Origin of the sequence: Microbacterium sp. GbtcB4, from assembly GCF_019091465.1 — a bacterium.
Lineage (GTDB): Bacteria > Actinomycetota > Actinomycetes > Actinomycetales > Microbacteriaceae > Microbacterium > Microbacterium paraoxydans.
Genome location: NZ_JAGXJJ010000003.1, coordinates 345,899 through 360,023, shown reverse-complemented (window position 1 = coordinate 360,023; position 14,125 = coordinate 345,899). Strand labels below are relative to the sequence as shown.

Sequence of the window (14,125 nt, the reverse complement as noted above, 5' to 3'; positions counted from 1 at the left end):
CCTCCACATCGCCTCCCTCGGCGTCGACCCCGACGGCGGCGAGCAGCTCGCGGCGATGAACGGCTCGCTGTTCGGGGGCGCGCGGGCCGTGGCCGAGATCGTCGCGGCAGGGCAGCAGGCCGGTCTCGGCGCCCTCGTCACCACGTCGGCCGCGCAGGCGAATCTGCCCGTGACCTGGGCGAGCATCGCCCTGCTCTGCCTTCTCGGGGTGCTGCTCATCGTGCTCCTCGCGGTCGTGCGCCGGCGCGTCCTGTGGTGGAGCGACGGCGAGGTCACCGCGAAGGGCTGACCGTACGACCCTCGGTCCCGGGGGCGCGACCCCTGCGCCCCCGGGTTCCCCCGGCGTGCCCGGAAACTCCGAACGACACCATCCCCCACTCCCAGGAAGGCATCCGCCATGACCGCTCAGCACCCCGTGAAGACCCTGCGGCTCGGACTCTTCGAGAACGCCCAGGCCAACGACTCCGGCACCGCGACCTGGCGCCACCCCGACAACCGGCGCTACCTCTTCGACAAGCTCGACTACTGGCGCGACACCGCGCGCCTGGTCGAGGACGCGGGCTTCGACTTCCTCTTCCTCGCCGACGCGTGGGGCTGGGCCGACGTCGCCGGCGAGCGCCCGGACATCTGCTCGGTCGAGGGCCTGGACCTGCCGCGGCTCGACCCGGCGATCATCCTCGCCGCGCTCATCCCGGAGACCACCCGCCTCGGCCTCGTCGCCACAGGGTCGACCCTGCTCGAGCCGCCGTACTCCTTCGCCCGGCGCCTGGCCACCCTCGACATCCTGTCCGGCGGCCGGATCGGCTGGAATGTCGTCACCACCGGCACCGCCGACACCGCGGTGCAGGGCTTCGGTGTGCCGATGGTCGGGCACGACGAGCGCTACCTGATGGCGGACGACTTCATGCAGGTCGTCTACAAGCTGTGGGAGGAGGCCTGGGAGGAGGGCGCGCTGGAGCGCGACAAGGCGGGCCGTTTCGCCGACCCGGCCAAGGTGCACCGCATCGCGCACGACGGGCCCTACTTCCGCTCGCACGGCTACGGCAACACGCAGCGCTCGCCGCAGGGCACGCCGGTGCTGTTCCAGGCCGGGGCGTCGCCCGCGGGCCGCGAGTTCGGCGGCAAGCACGGCGAGGCGATCTTCGTGGGGAGCGGCTCTGTCGAGCAGCTCCGTGCGCATTCCTCGGCGATCCGCGAGGAGGCGGTGAAGAACGGCCGTGGCGCGCACGAGGTGAAGATCATGTCGGCGTTCGCCGCGGTCGTCGGCAGCACCGAGGAAGAGGCGCGCCGCACGTATGCGGAGGTCGCCGACGCGCAGAACCCCGAGGTCACCGTGGCGTCCTACGCCTGGTTCACCGGCCTCGATCTGTCGTCGTACGACCCGAGCACGCCGATGTCGGAGCTCAGCACCGAACTCTCGCAGACGCAGGTCGCCCGCTTCGCCGACAAGACGGTGGGCGACGTGCTGGGCGACTGGCACGCGCACGGGGTAGGCGCCCGGCCGATCGTGGGTACGCCGGAGCAGGTGGCGGACCGGATGATGGAGCTCGCCGACGGCGCGGACCTCGACGGCTTCCTCTTCGCCCCGGTGATCCCCCCGGCGTCGACCGCCGACTTCATCGAGCACGTGCTGCCTATTCTCAAGGAACGCGGGGCGATCACCGACCCCGCCGCCGAGCCGCAGTCGCTGCGGGAACGGCTGATGGGCACCCCGACGCCCGCACTCGCCGAGTCCCACGTGGGCTCGTCGTTCCGGCGGACGATGGCCCGTGTCTGAGACCCTCGCCGGCGTGGCCGTCGTGGGGAGCGCGAACCTCGATCTCGTGGTCGAGGTCTCGCGCCCACCCCGCGTCGGCGAGACGCTGCTCGGTCGGGCCGGGGGACGCTTCCCCGGCGGCAAGGGCCTCAATCAGGCCGTCGCGGCGGCGCGCACCGGAGCCTCGACGCGGTTCTGCGGTGTCGTCGGAGCGGACGAGGCGGGGGCCGTGCTGGAGGCGGCGCTCACGGAAGCGGGCGTGGACGCCGCGCTCCGCCGCTCCGCGTCCGCGCCGACCGGGGTCGCGCATGTGCTGGCCTTCGACGACGGCGACAACAGCATCCTCGTGGCGGCGGGGGCGAACGGCGAGCTCACTCCGGAGGACGCCGTGGCCGGGATCGCCGGGGCGGCTGTGGTGCTCGCCCAGCTCGAGGTGCCGTTCGCCGCGGTCGCCGCGGCCCTCGTGGCCGCCCGGGGTGCGGGGGCGCGCACGATCCTCAATGCCGCCCCCGCGCACGAGGCGGCGGTCGAGCTGCTCCCGGAAGTGGACGTGCTGGTCGTGAACGAGACGGAGTGCGCGGAGCTCGGCGGCGTCGAGCGGCTCCTCGGCGCCGGTGCCGGAGCGGTCGTGCTCACGGAGGGGGCCGCGGGTGTGACGCTGCATCGGCCGGGACGGCCCGGGGCGCACGTGGCGGCCTTCCGCATAGACGCCGTCGACACGACGGGAGCCGGGGACGCCTTCTGCGGCGCCCTCGCCGCCGGGCTCGCCCAGGGTCGAGACACCGAGCACGCTCTCGTGCGCGCCTGTGCCGCGGGGGCGATCGTCGCCCGACACCGCGGGGCGACCACCCCGGCGCTCACCGCCGATGCCCTCGACGCCCTGGTGGCCGGGCGCTGAGTCGCGTGCGCCCTGCGGGTCACCGCGGGGGAGCGGGTTCCGCCTCCGACGTCTCCGCCGTCTCGCCGGCGAACGTGTACGCTCCGGCGCGCAGCCGCTCCAGCAGCGTCAGGAGCCACTCCTTCTCGGCGGTGAGTCGGGCGGTGGAGAGATCGAAGATCTCGCGGACGTACTCCGGGGTCGTCTCCGAGCGCAGGGTGTCCTGCACATCGAAGCCGTTCTGCGTGATGATCGCGTCGCTCTTGATGAGCCGATGCTCGAGCCCGGCGATGACCTCCTGCCGGCTGAGGACGAACATGAACGAGGCCACGGTCATGATCGCCTGGGTGTCGAAAGCCGCGACGTTCCACAGGTTCTCACGCAGCATGCGCTGCAGCTCCACCTCGCCGGCCGGGGTGATGCGGTAGGTGGTGCGCGCCGGGCGCTTGCCCTCGGTCTCGGTGCCGCTCTCCGCCACGTAGCCGTCGACCTCGAGCGCGCGGAGGGCGTTGTAGATCGAACCGGGCTGGATGTGCGCCCATTCGTCGACGTGCCACGTCATGAGCTCGCGGCGGAGGAAGTAGCCGTGAACGGGCTGGAACTGCTTGACGGCGCCGAGGACGACGAGGCGGGTGGTCGACATGCGCTTCATGCTAACGGCTCGGTGTCGTGAAATCTGTTGTTTGCATGGTCAAAAATGCATATGATTCAAACTAGTCAAAGTTGACTAACGAAAGGACTTCGTGATGACCACTGCCGTGACCGACGCCCTGCCGCGGGACCGCGCTCTCCGTCGCGCCTTCTCCGTCTACCCGACCGGTGTGGTCGCGCTGGCCGCCCACGTCGAGGACCGTGCCGTCGGCATGGCGGTCAACTCCTTCACCTCGATCTCGCTGGAGCCCGCGCTCGTCGCCGTCAGCGCCGCCCGCACCTCGAAGACGTGGCCCGTGCTCCGAGCCGTCCCCGAGCTGGGGATGAGCGTCCTCGCCGCGCACCACGAGCCGCTCAGCCGCTCACTGTCCGCGCGCGAAGGGGACCGATTCGGCGGCCATGCCTGGCATCGCTCCGAGGGGGGGGGGGGGTTGATCGACGACGCCGCGCTCTGGCTCACCTGCCGGCTGCACAGCACGTTCGACGGTGGAGACCACGAGATCGCGCTCTACGAGATCCAGGACGTGACGCTCTTCGACGACGTGGAGCCGCTCGTGTTCCACCAGAGCCGCTACCGCGCGATCTCGCCCGCCGCAGACGTGTGACCGGACCGGCGCTCCCGGTGCTCTCCGGCCTGGTCGTCCCCGGCGACGGTCGCGGGCGGCTGCTCGGCTTCCCGACCGCGAACCTCGCCCTGCCCGAGCGCCTGCTGCCCGACGATGGGATCTATGCGGCGTGGGTGCGGCTGCCCGGCGACGACCGACGGTGGGAGGCGACGGCGAGCGTCGGTGTCAATCCGACGTTCTGCGGCGACCGGGCGCGGCGTCTCGAGGTGCACCTGCACGACGTCGACCGCGACCTCTACGGACAGCGGCTGTCCGTCGAGCTCGTGGCGTTGCTCCGGCCGACGCTCCGTTTCGACGCGGTGGAGGAGCTCGTCGCCCGGACTGCCGCCGACGTCGCGGCTTCCCGGCAGCTCCTCGCCGGCTGAGCCCCCGTCGACGCGGGTTCGGGGCCGGGTCAGTCGCGCGCGGTCTGCAGCAGCGCCCACACCTCGGCCCGGGCGGGGAAGGTCGTCAGGTCGACCCCGAGGAGGGCTCCGGCGTGGGAGACCCGGGAGCGGAGGGTGTGCCGGTGGATGCCCAAGGCGGCGGCGGCCTGCTCGGCCCGCGCGTCGTGGTCGAGCCAGGTGCGCAGCGCGTGTTCGAGCGCGGTGCCGTGGGCGGCGTCGTGTTCCCGCAGCGGGGCGAGCCGCGACTCCGCGACGAGCCGGGCCTCATCCGTGGCCAGAGCGGTGAGCAGGCTCGACCCGACCGTGTCGGCGTACCGGACGGCACCGCTCGTGCCGGGCTGACGGAGGGCGACGAGGGCCTGCGCGTGCGCACGGGAGAAGGCGTCGTAACCCTCCGGCGCGGAGACGCCGACGCGGGCGGTGAAGCGTGCGGCCACGTCGTCGAGGAGCGACTCGTCGGTCGCGGAGACGCAGATGACCACGCCGTCCTCGGAGTCCGCGAGGAAGGCCGGGGTCCCGTGCTCGAGGCGTCGACGCTCCCACCAGTCGAGGAGCGGTTCCGCCGGGGCGTCTCCCGTCACGGCGACAACCACGGGGGCGGGCGGAAGGCTGCCGAGCACCCGGCGGGCGAGTCCGGGGTCGTCGCCCAGGAGCGAGCGCAGCAACTGCGTGTGCAGCCGCCGTCGGCCGCGCGCGAGCTGCTCGCTCTGCTCCCGCGCCAGCCCCGCCATCGCGATGACCGAGGTGACGACCGCCCTGGCCTCCTGGTCGAGGGCGTCCGCCTCCACGGCGAGGACGCCGCGCAGGTGCCCGCCCCGCCCCACCGTGAAGAGCATGAAGGTGTGCGCATCGAGGGTGAGGGACTGCCCTGCCTCGAGTCCGCGGTCGAGGATCTCCTGGACCCGCGTCCCGAGCTCCTCCCGGACGCCTGCGGAGAGGGCGTCCCGGGGGTGGGTGACGAGCATGTCGCCCGCTGCGTCGAACATGCCGGCCCAGGCGCCGAGACGACGGCCCAGCTCGGTGACGATGGCGTCCAGCCCGCGCGGTCGGAGCGCGGCGAGGGCCAGGGCGCGCTGGGTGTCGAGCGCCCAGGTGCGCCGGGCGTAGGCCTGCGCCGCGATCGCTTCGGAGTGGGCGCGGGCCACGGCGATGAACGGCGTGCGATACGGCACCTCGAACAGCGGGATGCCCTGGTCGGCGCACGCCGCGATCAACTCTTCCGGCGTTCCCGAGCGATGCACGTCGGTGCCGAACCCGAGCCCCAATACCCCGCGCTCGGCGAGGCGCACGACGTAGGGCGGGATGGCGTCCGCGTCGTCGAACTGGGCGCCGGTGGTGAGGAGCACCAGGTCTTCCGCGAGGAAGGGTGTCGGGTCCGCGAGATCCGAGCTGTGCACCCAGCGCAACGGACGGTCGAGTGCGCCGTCCGGCAGATCCGCGGCGGCGGAGACGAGGCGCAGGTCCAGATCACGGCGCCGCAGCAGGGCGGACAGCGTGGGCGGATTGGTGGGGGCCATGCGATCTCCGGTTGTACGAGACGGCGAAATCAATTCTCCGATTGTACGACCCGGCGAATGCGGGCGTCTCCGATGCCGCCGTACGCTCGCGACATGGCTCTCCTCGACACCGCAGCACCCGCAGTCCCCCTCGGCGGCCCCGACCTCCCGCAGGAGCGTCGCCTCGTCACGGAACTCCCCGGCCCGCGGTCGGCCGAGGTCCTCGCCCGCAAGGCGGACGCGGTCGCCGCCGGTGTCGGACACACCGTGCCCGTCGCCGCCGTCGCCGCCGGGGGAGGGGTGGTCGTCGACGCCGACGGCAACTCGCTCATCGACCTCGGCTCTGGCATCGCGGTGACCACGGTCGGCAACGCGCACCCGAAGGTCGCCGCGGCCGTCGCCGCGCAGGCCGCGCAGTTCACCCACACCTGCTTCATGATCTCGCCGTACGAGTCGTACGTCGGCGTCGCCGAGGCGCTCAACCGCGTCACCCCCGGTGACTTCGCCAAGAAGAGCGCCCTGTTCAACTCCGGCGCCGAGGCCGTCGAGAACGCGATCAAGATCGCCCGCAAGCACACCGGACGCCAGGCCGTCGTCGCGTTCGACCACGGCTACCACGGCCGCACGAACCTCACCATGGCGCTGACCGCGAAGTCGATGCCCTACAAGAGCGGCTTCGGCCCGTTCGCCCCCGAGGTCTACCGCGCGCCGATGTCCTACCCGTTCCGCGACGGACTCGAGGGCGGCGAGGCCGCGGCCCGCGTGATCCTCCAGCTCGAGAAGCAGATCGGCGCCGACAACCTCGCGGCCGTCATCATCGAGCCCATCCAGGGCGAGGGCGGCTTCATCGTCCCCGCCGACGGCTTCCTCCCCGCGATCGTCGACTGGTGCCGCGCGAACGGCGTCGTCTTCATCGCCGACGAGGTGCAGACCGGGTTCGCCCGCACCGGGCACATGTTCGCCAGCGAAATCTTCGGCATCGAGCCCGACCTCATCACCACCGCCAAGGGCATCGCGGGCGGGCTGCCCCTCGCGGCCGTGACCGGTCGCGCCGAGATCATGGACGCCTCGCACTCCGGCGGCCTCGGCGGCACCTACGGCGGCAACCCGATCGCCTGCGCGGCGGCGCTCGCGGCCATCGACGTGTTCGAGAACGACGGCGTCATCGAGCGGGCCCGCGAGATCGGCGAGATCCTCATCGGCCGCCTCACCGCCCTCCAGTCCGAGGACGCCCGCATCGGCGACGTCCGCGGTCACGGTGCGATGGTCGCGGCCGAGTTCGTGGACCCGGAGACCAAGGCTCCGGACGCCGCGCTCACGGCCGCCGTGGCCAAGGCGTGCATCGCTCAGGGCGTCATCGTCCTCACCTGCGGCACGTACGGCAACGTCATCCGCTTCCTCCCGCCGCTGTCCATCGGCGACGAGCTGCTGAACGAGGGCCTCGACGTCGTGGCCGAGGCGCTCGCCGGCGCCTGACACTGTCCGGTCGCGTCCCCGGATCGGGGGATTTCGGGACGCGACCGGTACTTCTTCCCCCGCATCCCCCGACGACGAAGGAGTTGCAGATGGCTGAGATCACCCGCGACGTGCTGATCGTGGGCGCCGGAGCCGCAGGGCTCACGGCGGCCAACGACCTGCGGAAGGCCGGACTGTCGGTCGCCGTGCTGGAGGCCCGCGACCGCGTGGGTGGCCGGCTGTGGACCGACGTGATCGACGGCGCCATGCTGGAGATCGGCGGCCAGTGGGTCTCGCCCGACCAGGACGCCCTCAAGGACACGATCGAGGAGCTGGGGCTCGAGACCTACAGCCGCTACCGCGAGGGTGACAGCGTCTACGTCGGCCCGGATGGTCAGGCCCACCGCTTCACGGGCGAGATGTTCCCGGTGTCGGCGGAGACCGAGGCCGTGATCGCCCGCATCACCGGCATCCTCGATGCCCTCGTCGCCGAGATCGACCCGGACAAGCCGTGGGAGCACCCGAACGCGGCCGAGTGGGACTCCATCTCGTGGGACGCCTGGCTGCGGTCGCAGACCGACGACGACGAGGCCGTGCGCAACCTCGCCTTCGCGACCGGCTCGGCGATGCTGACCAAGCCGACCCATGCCTTCTCGCTCCTGCAGTCGCTGCTGATGGCGGCGTCCGCCGGCTCGTACTCGAATCTCGTCGACGCCGATTTCATCCTCGACAAGCGCGTCGTGGGAGGGCTCCAGCAGGTGCCGCTGCGCCTCGCCGAGCGCCTGGGTGACGACGTGCTGCTGAACCAGCCCGTCCGCAGCCTGGAGTGGTCGGACGACGGGGTCGTGGCGACCACCGACGACCTCACGGTCCGGGCACGGTACGCGATCCTCGCGCACGCCCCCATCCTCTACAACCGCATCTCCTTCGTCCCGCCGCTGCCGCGTCGTCAGCACCAGCTGCACCAGCACCTGTCGATGGGCTTCGTCATCAAGGTGCACGCCGTCTACGACCGCCCGTTCTGGCGCGAGCAGGGCCTGAGCGGTACGGCGTTCAGCCCGTACGAGCTCTCGCACGAGGCGTACGACAACACCAACCACGGGGACGAGCGCGGCACCCTGGTCGGCTTCGTGTCCGACGCCAACGCCGACGGCGTGTTCGAGCTGTCGGCCGAGGAGCGCAAGGAGCGCATCCTCGAGTCGCTCTCGCACTACTACGGTCCCGAGGCCAAGAACCCGGTCGTCTACTACGAGAGCGACTGGGGCAGCGAGGAGTGGACCCGCGGCGCGTACGCCGCGAGCTTCGACCTCGGGGGTCTGCACCGCTACGGCGCCGACCTGCGCACGCCGGTCGGACCGATCCACTTCGCCTGCAGCGACATGGCCGGAGCGGGTTACCAGCACGTCGACGGGGCGATCCGCATGGGCCACCTCGTCGCGGCGAACATCGTCGACGCCCGCCGCGAGGCCGGCGCTCCCGAGAGCATCGGCTGATGACCGGCTCGGTCGTCGTCGGCTACACGGCGACGGATGCGGGGGCCGACGCGGCGGCGCTGGGCGCACGACTGGCGCGCAGCATCGGCGCGACCCTGCACCTCGTGATCGTGCTGCCGACCGAGGGGACCCGGAGCGCCGCCGTGCCACCGGAGCGCGCCTACGAGGACGTCATCCGGAAGCAGGCGCGGAGCTGGCTGCAGGACGCGGTGGTGCGTCTGCCGCAGGAGCTCGTGCGCAGCGGCCACGTGCGCTTCTCGGAGTCGTTCGCCGAGGGCCTCATCGCCGCCGGTGAGGAGTTCGACGCCAGCGTCATCGTGATCGGCACGGCCGGTGGAGGCCTCTTCGGCCGGCACCGCCTGGGCAGCGTCGCGTCGGAGCTGCTGCACTCCTCGCCGATCCCGGTGGCCCTCGCGCCGTCCGGTCTCGCGCAGCAGGACGACCACGTGCTCCCGCGCGTCACCGTCGCCGTGGGCACCCGGCCCGGCGCGGAGGGCGTGCTCGACCAGGCCGTCGCCCTCGCCGGCGCCGCCGAGGTGAGCCTGCGGCTGGTGTCGCTCGTGCCGTTCGACGTGCCCCCGGGACTCGACACCGGGGCGATCCGCCTCGCCGGCAGCGAGCACGCGCACCAGGTGCTGGCCGTCGCCGCCGAGCGGCTGCCGGACGGTCTCGGCGCCGTCGTCGAGGAGGCCCCCGGCGAGACGGTGGAGGACGCCGTCGCCGGGCTCTCCTGGCTCCCCGGCGAGGTCGTGCTCGTCGGCTCCAGCCGGCTGGCGCAGCCGCGCCGCCTCTTCCTGGGCTCCACGGCGGCGAAGATGCTGCACGAGCTGCCCGTCCCCATGATCGTCGTCCCGCGTACCCGCGATGAAGCAGGAGACCGCTGATGAGCAGCACCAACCGGGCGACGGAGCCCGCATCCGGCGTCACGACCGGAATCTCGACGAAGGGCCTGAGCGCCGGCACCGTCGGCCTGATCGGCGCCGTCGTGATCGGCATCTCGTGCATCGCCCCCGCCTACACGTTCACGGCCGCCGTCGGCCCCACCGCGTCCGAGGTCGGCGCGCAGATCCCGGCGATCATCCTCATCGGCTTCATCCCGATGCTCCTGGTCGCCTTCGGCTACCGCGAGCTCAACAACCGCATGCCCGACTCCGGCACCTCCTTCACCTGGGCCGCCAGGGCGTTCGGGCCGTGGGTGGGCTGGATGGCCGGCTGGGGCCTCGTGGTCGCCACGATCCTCGTGCTCTCCAACCTCGCCGGCGTCGCGGTCGACTTCCTGTTCCTGCTGCTGTCGCAGATCACGGGCAACGCGGAGATCGCCGATCTCGCCGGCGTGACCTGGATCAACATCGGCGTCTGCCTGCTCTTCATGCTCGGCGCGACGTGGGTGTCGTACCGCGACATGCAGACCACGCAGAAGCTGCAGTACTGGCTCGTCGGATTCCAGATCCTCGTGCTCGTGTTCTTCGCGGTCGCCGCGATCGTGCAGGCCGTGGGCGGCAACGGCTTCGACTACCAGCCGTTCGACCTCAACTGGTTCAACCCGTTCGCGATCTCGTCGTTCAGCGCGGTCGCCGCCGGTCTGTCGCTGTCGATCTTCATCTTCTGGGGCTGGGACGTCACCCTCACGATGAACGAGGAGACGAAGGACCCGGAGAAGACCCCGGGGCGCGCGGCCACCGTCACGGTGCTCACGATCGTCTCGCTGTACCTGCTCCTCGCCGTCGCGATGATCATGTTCGCGGGCGTCGGCACGGGGGAGCTCGGCCTCGGCAACGGCGACATCCAGGAGAACGTGTTCTTCCACCTCTCCGGACCGATCCTCGGGCCGCTCGCGTTCCTCGTGTCCCTCGCGGTGCTCACGAGCTCGGCGTCGTCGCTGCAGTCGACGTTCGTCGGTCCGGCCCGCACCCTGCTCGCGATGGGCCACTACGGTGCGCTCCCGAAGTCGTTCGCGAAGGTGAGCCCACGGTTCTTCACCCCGGGCTACGCCACGATCGTGTCGGCCATCGTGGCCTCCGCGTTCTACGCGGTGATGCGCGTGGTCAGCGAGGACACGCTGTGGGACACGATCCTCACGCTCGGCATGATGATCTGCTTCTACTACGGGATCACCGCGTTCGCCTGCGTCTGGTACTTCCGCAAGCAGTGGTTCGACTCGGCGCGGAACGTCTTCTTCACCTTCCTGTTCCCGCTGGTGGGCGGCATCATCCTGGCGATCCTGTTCTTCACCACGCTGATCGACTCTATGGACCCGGCCTACGGCTCCGGGTCGGAGATCGGCGGCATCGGGATCGTCTTCATCCTCGGCATCCTCATCATCGTCGTCGGCATCGCCGTGATGATCTGGAACGCCATCCGCCGCCCCGCCTTCTTCCGCGGTGAGACGCTGGGTATGGACGCTCCGCCCAGCCGTCGTCGTCGTCCCACGTCCGTCTGAAAGAGAGAGAATCCATGAGCACTCAGAACGAGCAGGCGCTGCTCGACAGCATCCCCACCGGCCTCTTCATCGGCGGGGAGTGGATCGAGGGGGAGACCGGCGCGACCTTCGACGTCAAGGACCCCTCGACGAACCAGGTGATCCGCACGATCGCCGACGCCACCCCCGCGGACGGCATCCGGGCGCTCGACGCCGCCGTCGCCGCGCAGGAGGAGTGGGCCGCGACGGCACCGCGCGTGCGCGGCGAGATCCTCCGCCGGGCGTTCGATCTCGTGCAGGAGCGCAAGGAGGACCTCGCGCTGCTGATGACGCTCGAGATGGGCAAGCCCCTCGCCGAGGCCCGCGGCGAGGTCGCCTACGGCGGCGAATTCCTCCGCTGGTTCAGCGAGGAGGCCGTGCGCATCAGCGGCCGCTACGGCCTCAACCCCGAGGGCACCGGTCACATGATCGTGTCCCAGCGCCCCGTCGGCCCGTCGTTCTTCGTCACGCCGTGGAACTTCCCGTTCGCGATGGCCACGCGCAAGATCGCCCCCGCCCTCGCCGCCGGCTGCACCGTGGTGATCAAGCCCCCGGCACTGACGCCGCTCACGACCATCTTCTTCACGACCCTGCTCGAGGAGGCCGGTCTGCCCAAGGGCGTCGTCAACGTCGTGCAGACCTCGAAGTCGAGCGCCCTGTCCGCCCCGATCATCGCCGACCCGCGCCTGCGCAAGCTGTCCTTCACCGGGTCGACCGAGGTCGGCCGCAAGCTCATCGCCCAGGCAGCCGAGGGCGTGCTCCGGGTCTCGATGGAGCTCGGCGGCAACGCGCCGTTCGTCGTGTTCGACGACGCGGACCTCGACAAGGCCGTGGACGGCGCTCTCGCCGCGAAGTTCCGCAACATCGGTCAGGCCTGCACGGCGGCGAACCGCTTCATCGTGCACAAGGACGTCGCGGGCGAGTTCGCCAAGCGCGTCACCGAGCGTGTCAACGGCATGAAGATCGGCCGCGGCACGGAGGAGGGCGTGGCGATCGGCCCGCTCATCGACGAGGACGCCGTGGCCAAGGCCGGCGAGCTCGTGGACGACGCCGTCGAGCGCGGCGCGACCCTGCTCGCGGGCGGCAAGGCGCTCGAGGGCACCGGCACGTTCTACGAGCCCACGGTCCTCACCGACGTCGTCCCCGGTTCCGCGATCCTCCGCGAGGAGATCTTCGGCCCGGTGCTCGCGATCGCGACCTTCGAGACCGAGGACGAGGCCGTGCGCCTCGCCAACGACACCGAGTACGGCCTGGTTTCCTACGTCTTCACCGAGAACCTGCAGCGCGGTCAGCGGATGATCGACGCGCTGGAGACCGGCATGATGGGTCTCAACGTGGGTGTCGTCTCGAATGCGGCGGCTCCCTTCGGCGGCGTCAAGCAGTCCGGCGTCGGCCGCGAGGGCGGCTTCGAGGGCATCCACGAGTACCTGTCCACCAAGTACACGCTGATCCCGGTCTCCTGACCTTCCCCCTGAACGGCCTGGGTCCCTGAGCCTGTCGAAGGGCCCCAGCACACGAGAGGACAACTCATGACCGACTACGCCGTCGTCAACCCCGCCACTGGCGAGACCCTGGCGTCGTACGACACGTTCACCGACGCGCAGATCGAGGAGGCCGTCGCCGCCGCGGACGAGGCCCACCGCGAGTGGTCGCGCTCCACCACGGTCGCCGACCGTGCCGCGCTGCTGCGCCGTGCGGCCGAGCTGCACCGCGAGCGCCGCGAGGAGCTGGCCGACATCTTCGTGCGCGAGATGGGCAAGCCGCGGGAAGCCGCACTCGGCGAGGTCGACTTCGCCGCCGACATCGCGGAGTACTACGCGGACCAGGCCGAGGACATCATGGCCGACCAGCCCATCAAGATCCTCGGGGAGGGGTCGGCGATCATCCGCCGCTCCTCGCTGGGACCGCTCGTGGGCATCATGCCGTGGAACTTCCCGGCGTACCAGATCGTGCGCTTCGCCGCGCCGAACCTGATCGTCGGCAACACGATCCTCCTGAAGCCCGCGCCGCAGTGCCCGGAGTCGTCGAGCGCGATCGAGGCGATCTACCACGACGCCGGCTTCCCCAAGGGCGCGTACCAGAACGTGCTCGCCACGAACGACCAGATCGCGGCGATGATCGCGGACTGGCGGGTTCAGGGCGTGTCGCTGACCGGCTCCGAGCGTGCAGGCGCCGCGGTCGCCGAGGTCGCGGGCCGCAACCTCAAGAAGGTCGCACTGGAGCTCGGCGGGTCCGACCCGTTCATCGTGCTCTCCACCGACGACCTCGACGCCACCGTGCAGGCGGGCGTGGACGCGCGCCTCGACAACAACGGGCAGGCCTGCAACGGCGCCAAGCGCTTCATCATCGTCGACGACCTCTACGACGCGTTCGTGGAGAAGTTCACGGCGGCGATGGCGGCCGTCGAGGCGACCGATCCCACGCTCGACGACACGGTCCTCGGCCCGGTCTCGTCGGAGGCGGCGGCGGAGAACCTGCAGAAGCAGATCGACACCGCCGTGGCCCAAGGTGCGACCCTGCTCACGGGCGGCACGCGCGACGGGGCGTTCTTCGCACCGACCGTGCTCGCCGACGTGACCCCGGAGATGGACGTCTACCGCGAGGAGCTGTTCGGCCCCGCGGCCGTCGTCTACCGTGTCGCGGACGAGGAGGCGGCGGTCGCGCTGGCCAACGACACCACGTTCGGTCTCGGCTCCTACGTCTTCACGACGGACGAGGCGCAGGCGGAGCGGGTGGCCGACAGGATCGAGGCCGGCATGGTCTACGTGAACCTCGTGCTCGCCGACAGCCCCGAGCTCCCGTTCGGCGGCATCAAGCGCAGCGGCACGGCTCGGGAGCTCGGCCACCTGGCCGCCGACGGGTTCGTCAACAAGAAGCTGGTCCGCATCGGGTGCCCGGAGGACCACCCCCCTGCGGTCGGGCGGGGG

General features: G+C 71.3%; 12 protein-coding genes and 1 pseudogene. 11 read left to right on the top strand and 2 right to left on the bottom strand.

Translation table 11 applies throughout. The features are described 5' to 3' along the window. The 3 genes and pseudogenes from KVS71_RS07685 to KVS71_RS07675 all read left to right on the top strand — a co-directional run. A pseudogene (locus KVS71_RS07685) lies at window positions 1-289 on the top strand (hypothetical protein); the annotation flags it as partial. 108 nt (window positions 290-397) lie between these two features. Continuing rightward, entirely contained in the window at window positions 398-1,777 is a 1,380-nt protein-coding gene (locus KVS71_RS07680) for an NtaA/DmoA family FMN-dependent monooxygenase (protein WP_105950315.1), read from the top strand. Continuing rightward, complete coding sequence (locus KVS71_RS07675; RefSeq protein WP_105950314.1) at window positions 1,770-2,654, top strand: ribokinase; 885 nt, start codon at window positions 1,770-1,772, stop codon at window positions 2,652-2,654. The genes KVS71_RS07680 and KVS71_RS07675 overlap by 8 nt, the downstream gene beginning before the upstream one ends. Before the next feature lie 19 nt (window positions 2,655-2,673). On the opposite strand, the gene KVS71_RS07670 is transcribed toward KVS71_RS07675, so the two are convergent. Continuing rightward, window positions 2,674-3,276 carry a PadR family transcriptional regulator gene (locus KVS71_RS07670; protein ID WP_217584261.1) on the bottom strand — a complete coding sequence of 201 codons (603 nt, stop codon included), beginning with the start codon at window positions 3,274-3,276 and terminating at the stop codon, window positions 2,674-2,676. 103 nt (window positions 3,277-3,379) lie between these two features. On the opposite strand from KVS71_RS07670, the gene KVS71_RS07665 reads away from it, so the two are divergent. Both KVS71_RS07665 and KVS71_RS07660 read left to right on the top strand, forming a co-directional pair. Further along, on the top strand, window positions 3,380-3,889 hold the full coding sequence (locus tag KVS71_RS07665; protein WP_217584260.1) for a flavin reductase family protein: 510 nt from the start codon (window positions 3,380-3,382) through the stop codon (window positions 3,887-3,889). Further along, entirely contained in the window at window positions 3,886-4,275 is a 390-nt protein-coding gene (locus KVS71_RS07660) for a riboflavin kinase (RefSeq protein ID WP_144882375.1), read from the top strand. The genes KVS71_RS07665 and KVS71_RS07660 overlap by 4 nt, the downstream gene beginning before the upstream one ends. A gap of 29 nt (window positions 4,276-4,304) precedes the next feature. Here KVS71_RS07660 and KVS71_RS07655 read toward each other — a convergent pair whose 3' ends face one another. Further along, window positions 4,305-5,813 (bottom strand): PucR family transcriptional regulator, encoded by a 1,509-nt coding sequence (locus KVS71_RS07655; protein WP_217584259.1) that lies wholly within the window; start codon window positions 5,811-5,813, stop codon window positions 4,305-4,307. A 93-nt stretch (window positions 5,814-5,906) separates the two neighbouring features. Between KVS71_RS07655 and gabT the strand changes: the two genes are divergently transcribed. The 6 genes from gabT to KVS71_RS07625 form a co-directional block, all read left to right on the top strand. Next, window positions 5,907-7,268: a 4-aminobutyrate--2-oxoglutarate transaminase gene (gabT, locus tag KVS71_RS07650; protein WP_217584258.1), complete on the top strand. Its 1,362-nt coding sequence runs from the start codon at window positions 5,907-5,909 to the stop codon at window positions 7,266-7,268. An 89-nt stretch (window positions 7,269-7,357) separates the two neighbouring features. Next, entirely contained in the window at window positions 7,358-8,740 is a 1,383-nt protein-coding gene (locus KVS71_RS07645; RefSeq protein ID WP_144882377.1) for an NAD(P)/FAD-dependent oxidoreductase, read from the top strand. Continuing rightward, window positions 8,740-9,624 (top strand): universal stress protein, encoded by an 885-nt coding sequence (locus KVS71_RS07640; protein WP_085606317.1) that lies wholly within the window; start codon window positions 8,740-8,742, stop codon window positions 9,622-9,624. The genes KVS71_RS07645 and KVS71_RS07640 overlap by 1 nt, the downstream gene beginning before the upstream one ends. Then, window positions 9,624-11,180 carry an APC family permease gene (locus KVS71_RS07635; RefSeq protein ID WP_217584257.1) on the top strand — a complete coding sequence of 519 codons (1,557 nt, stop codon included), beginning with the start codon at window positions 9,624-9,626 and terminating at the stop codon, window positions 11,178-11,180. The genes KVS71_RS07640 and KVS71_RS07635 overlap by 1 nt, the downstream gene beginning before the upstream one ends. A 14-nt stretch (window positions 11,181-11,194) precedes the next feature. Beyond that, complete coding sequence (locus KVS71_RS07630; RefSeq protein WP_025102345.1) at window positions 11,195-12,661, top strand: NAD-dependent succinate-semialdehyde dehydrogenase; 1,467 nt, start codon at window positions 11,195-11,197, stop codon at window positions 12,659-12,661. A 66-nt stretch (window positions 12,662-12,727) separates the two neighbouring features. Next, on the top strand, window positions 12,728-14,125 hold a 1,398-nt coding region (locus tag KVS71_RS07625), incomplete at its 3' end, for an NAD-dependent succinate-semialdehyde dehydrogenase (RefSeq protein ID WP_217584256.1).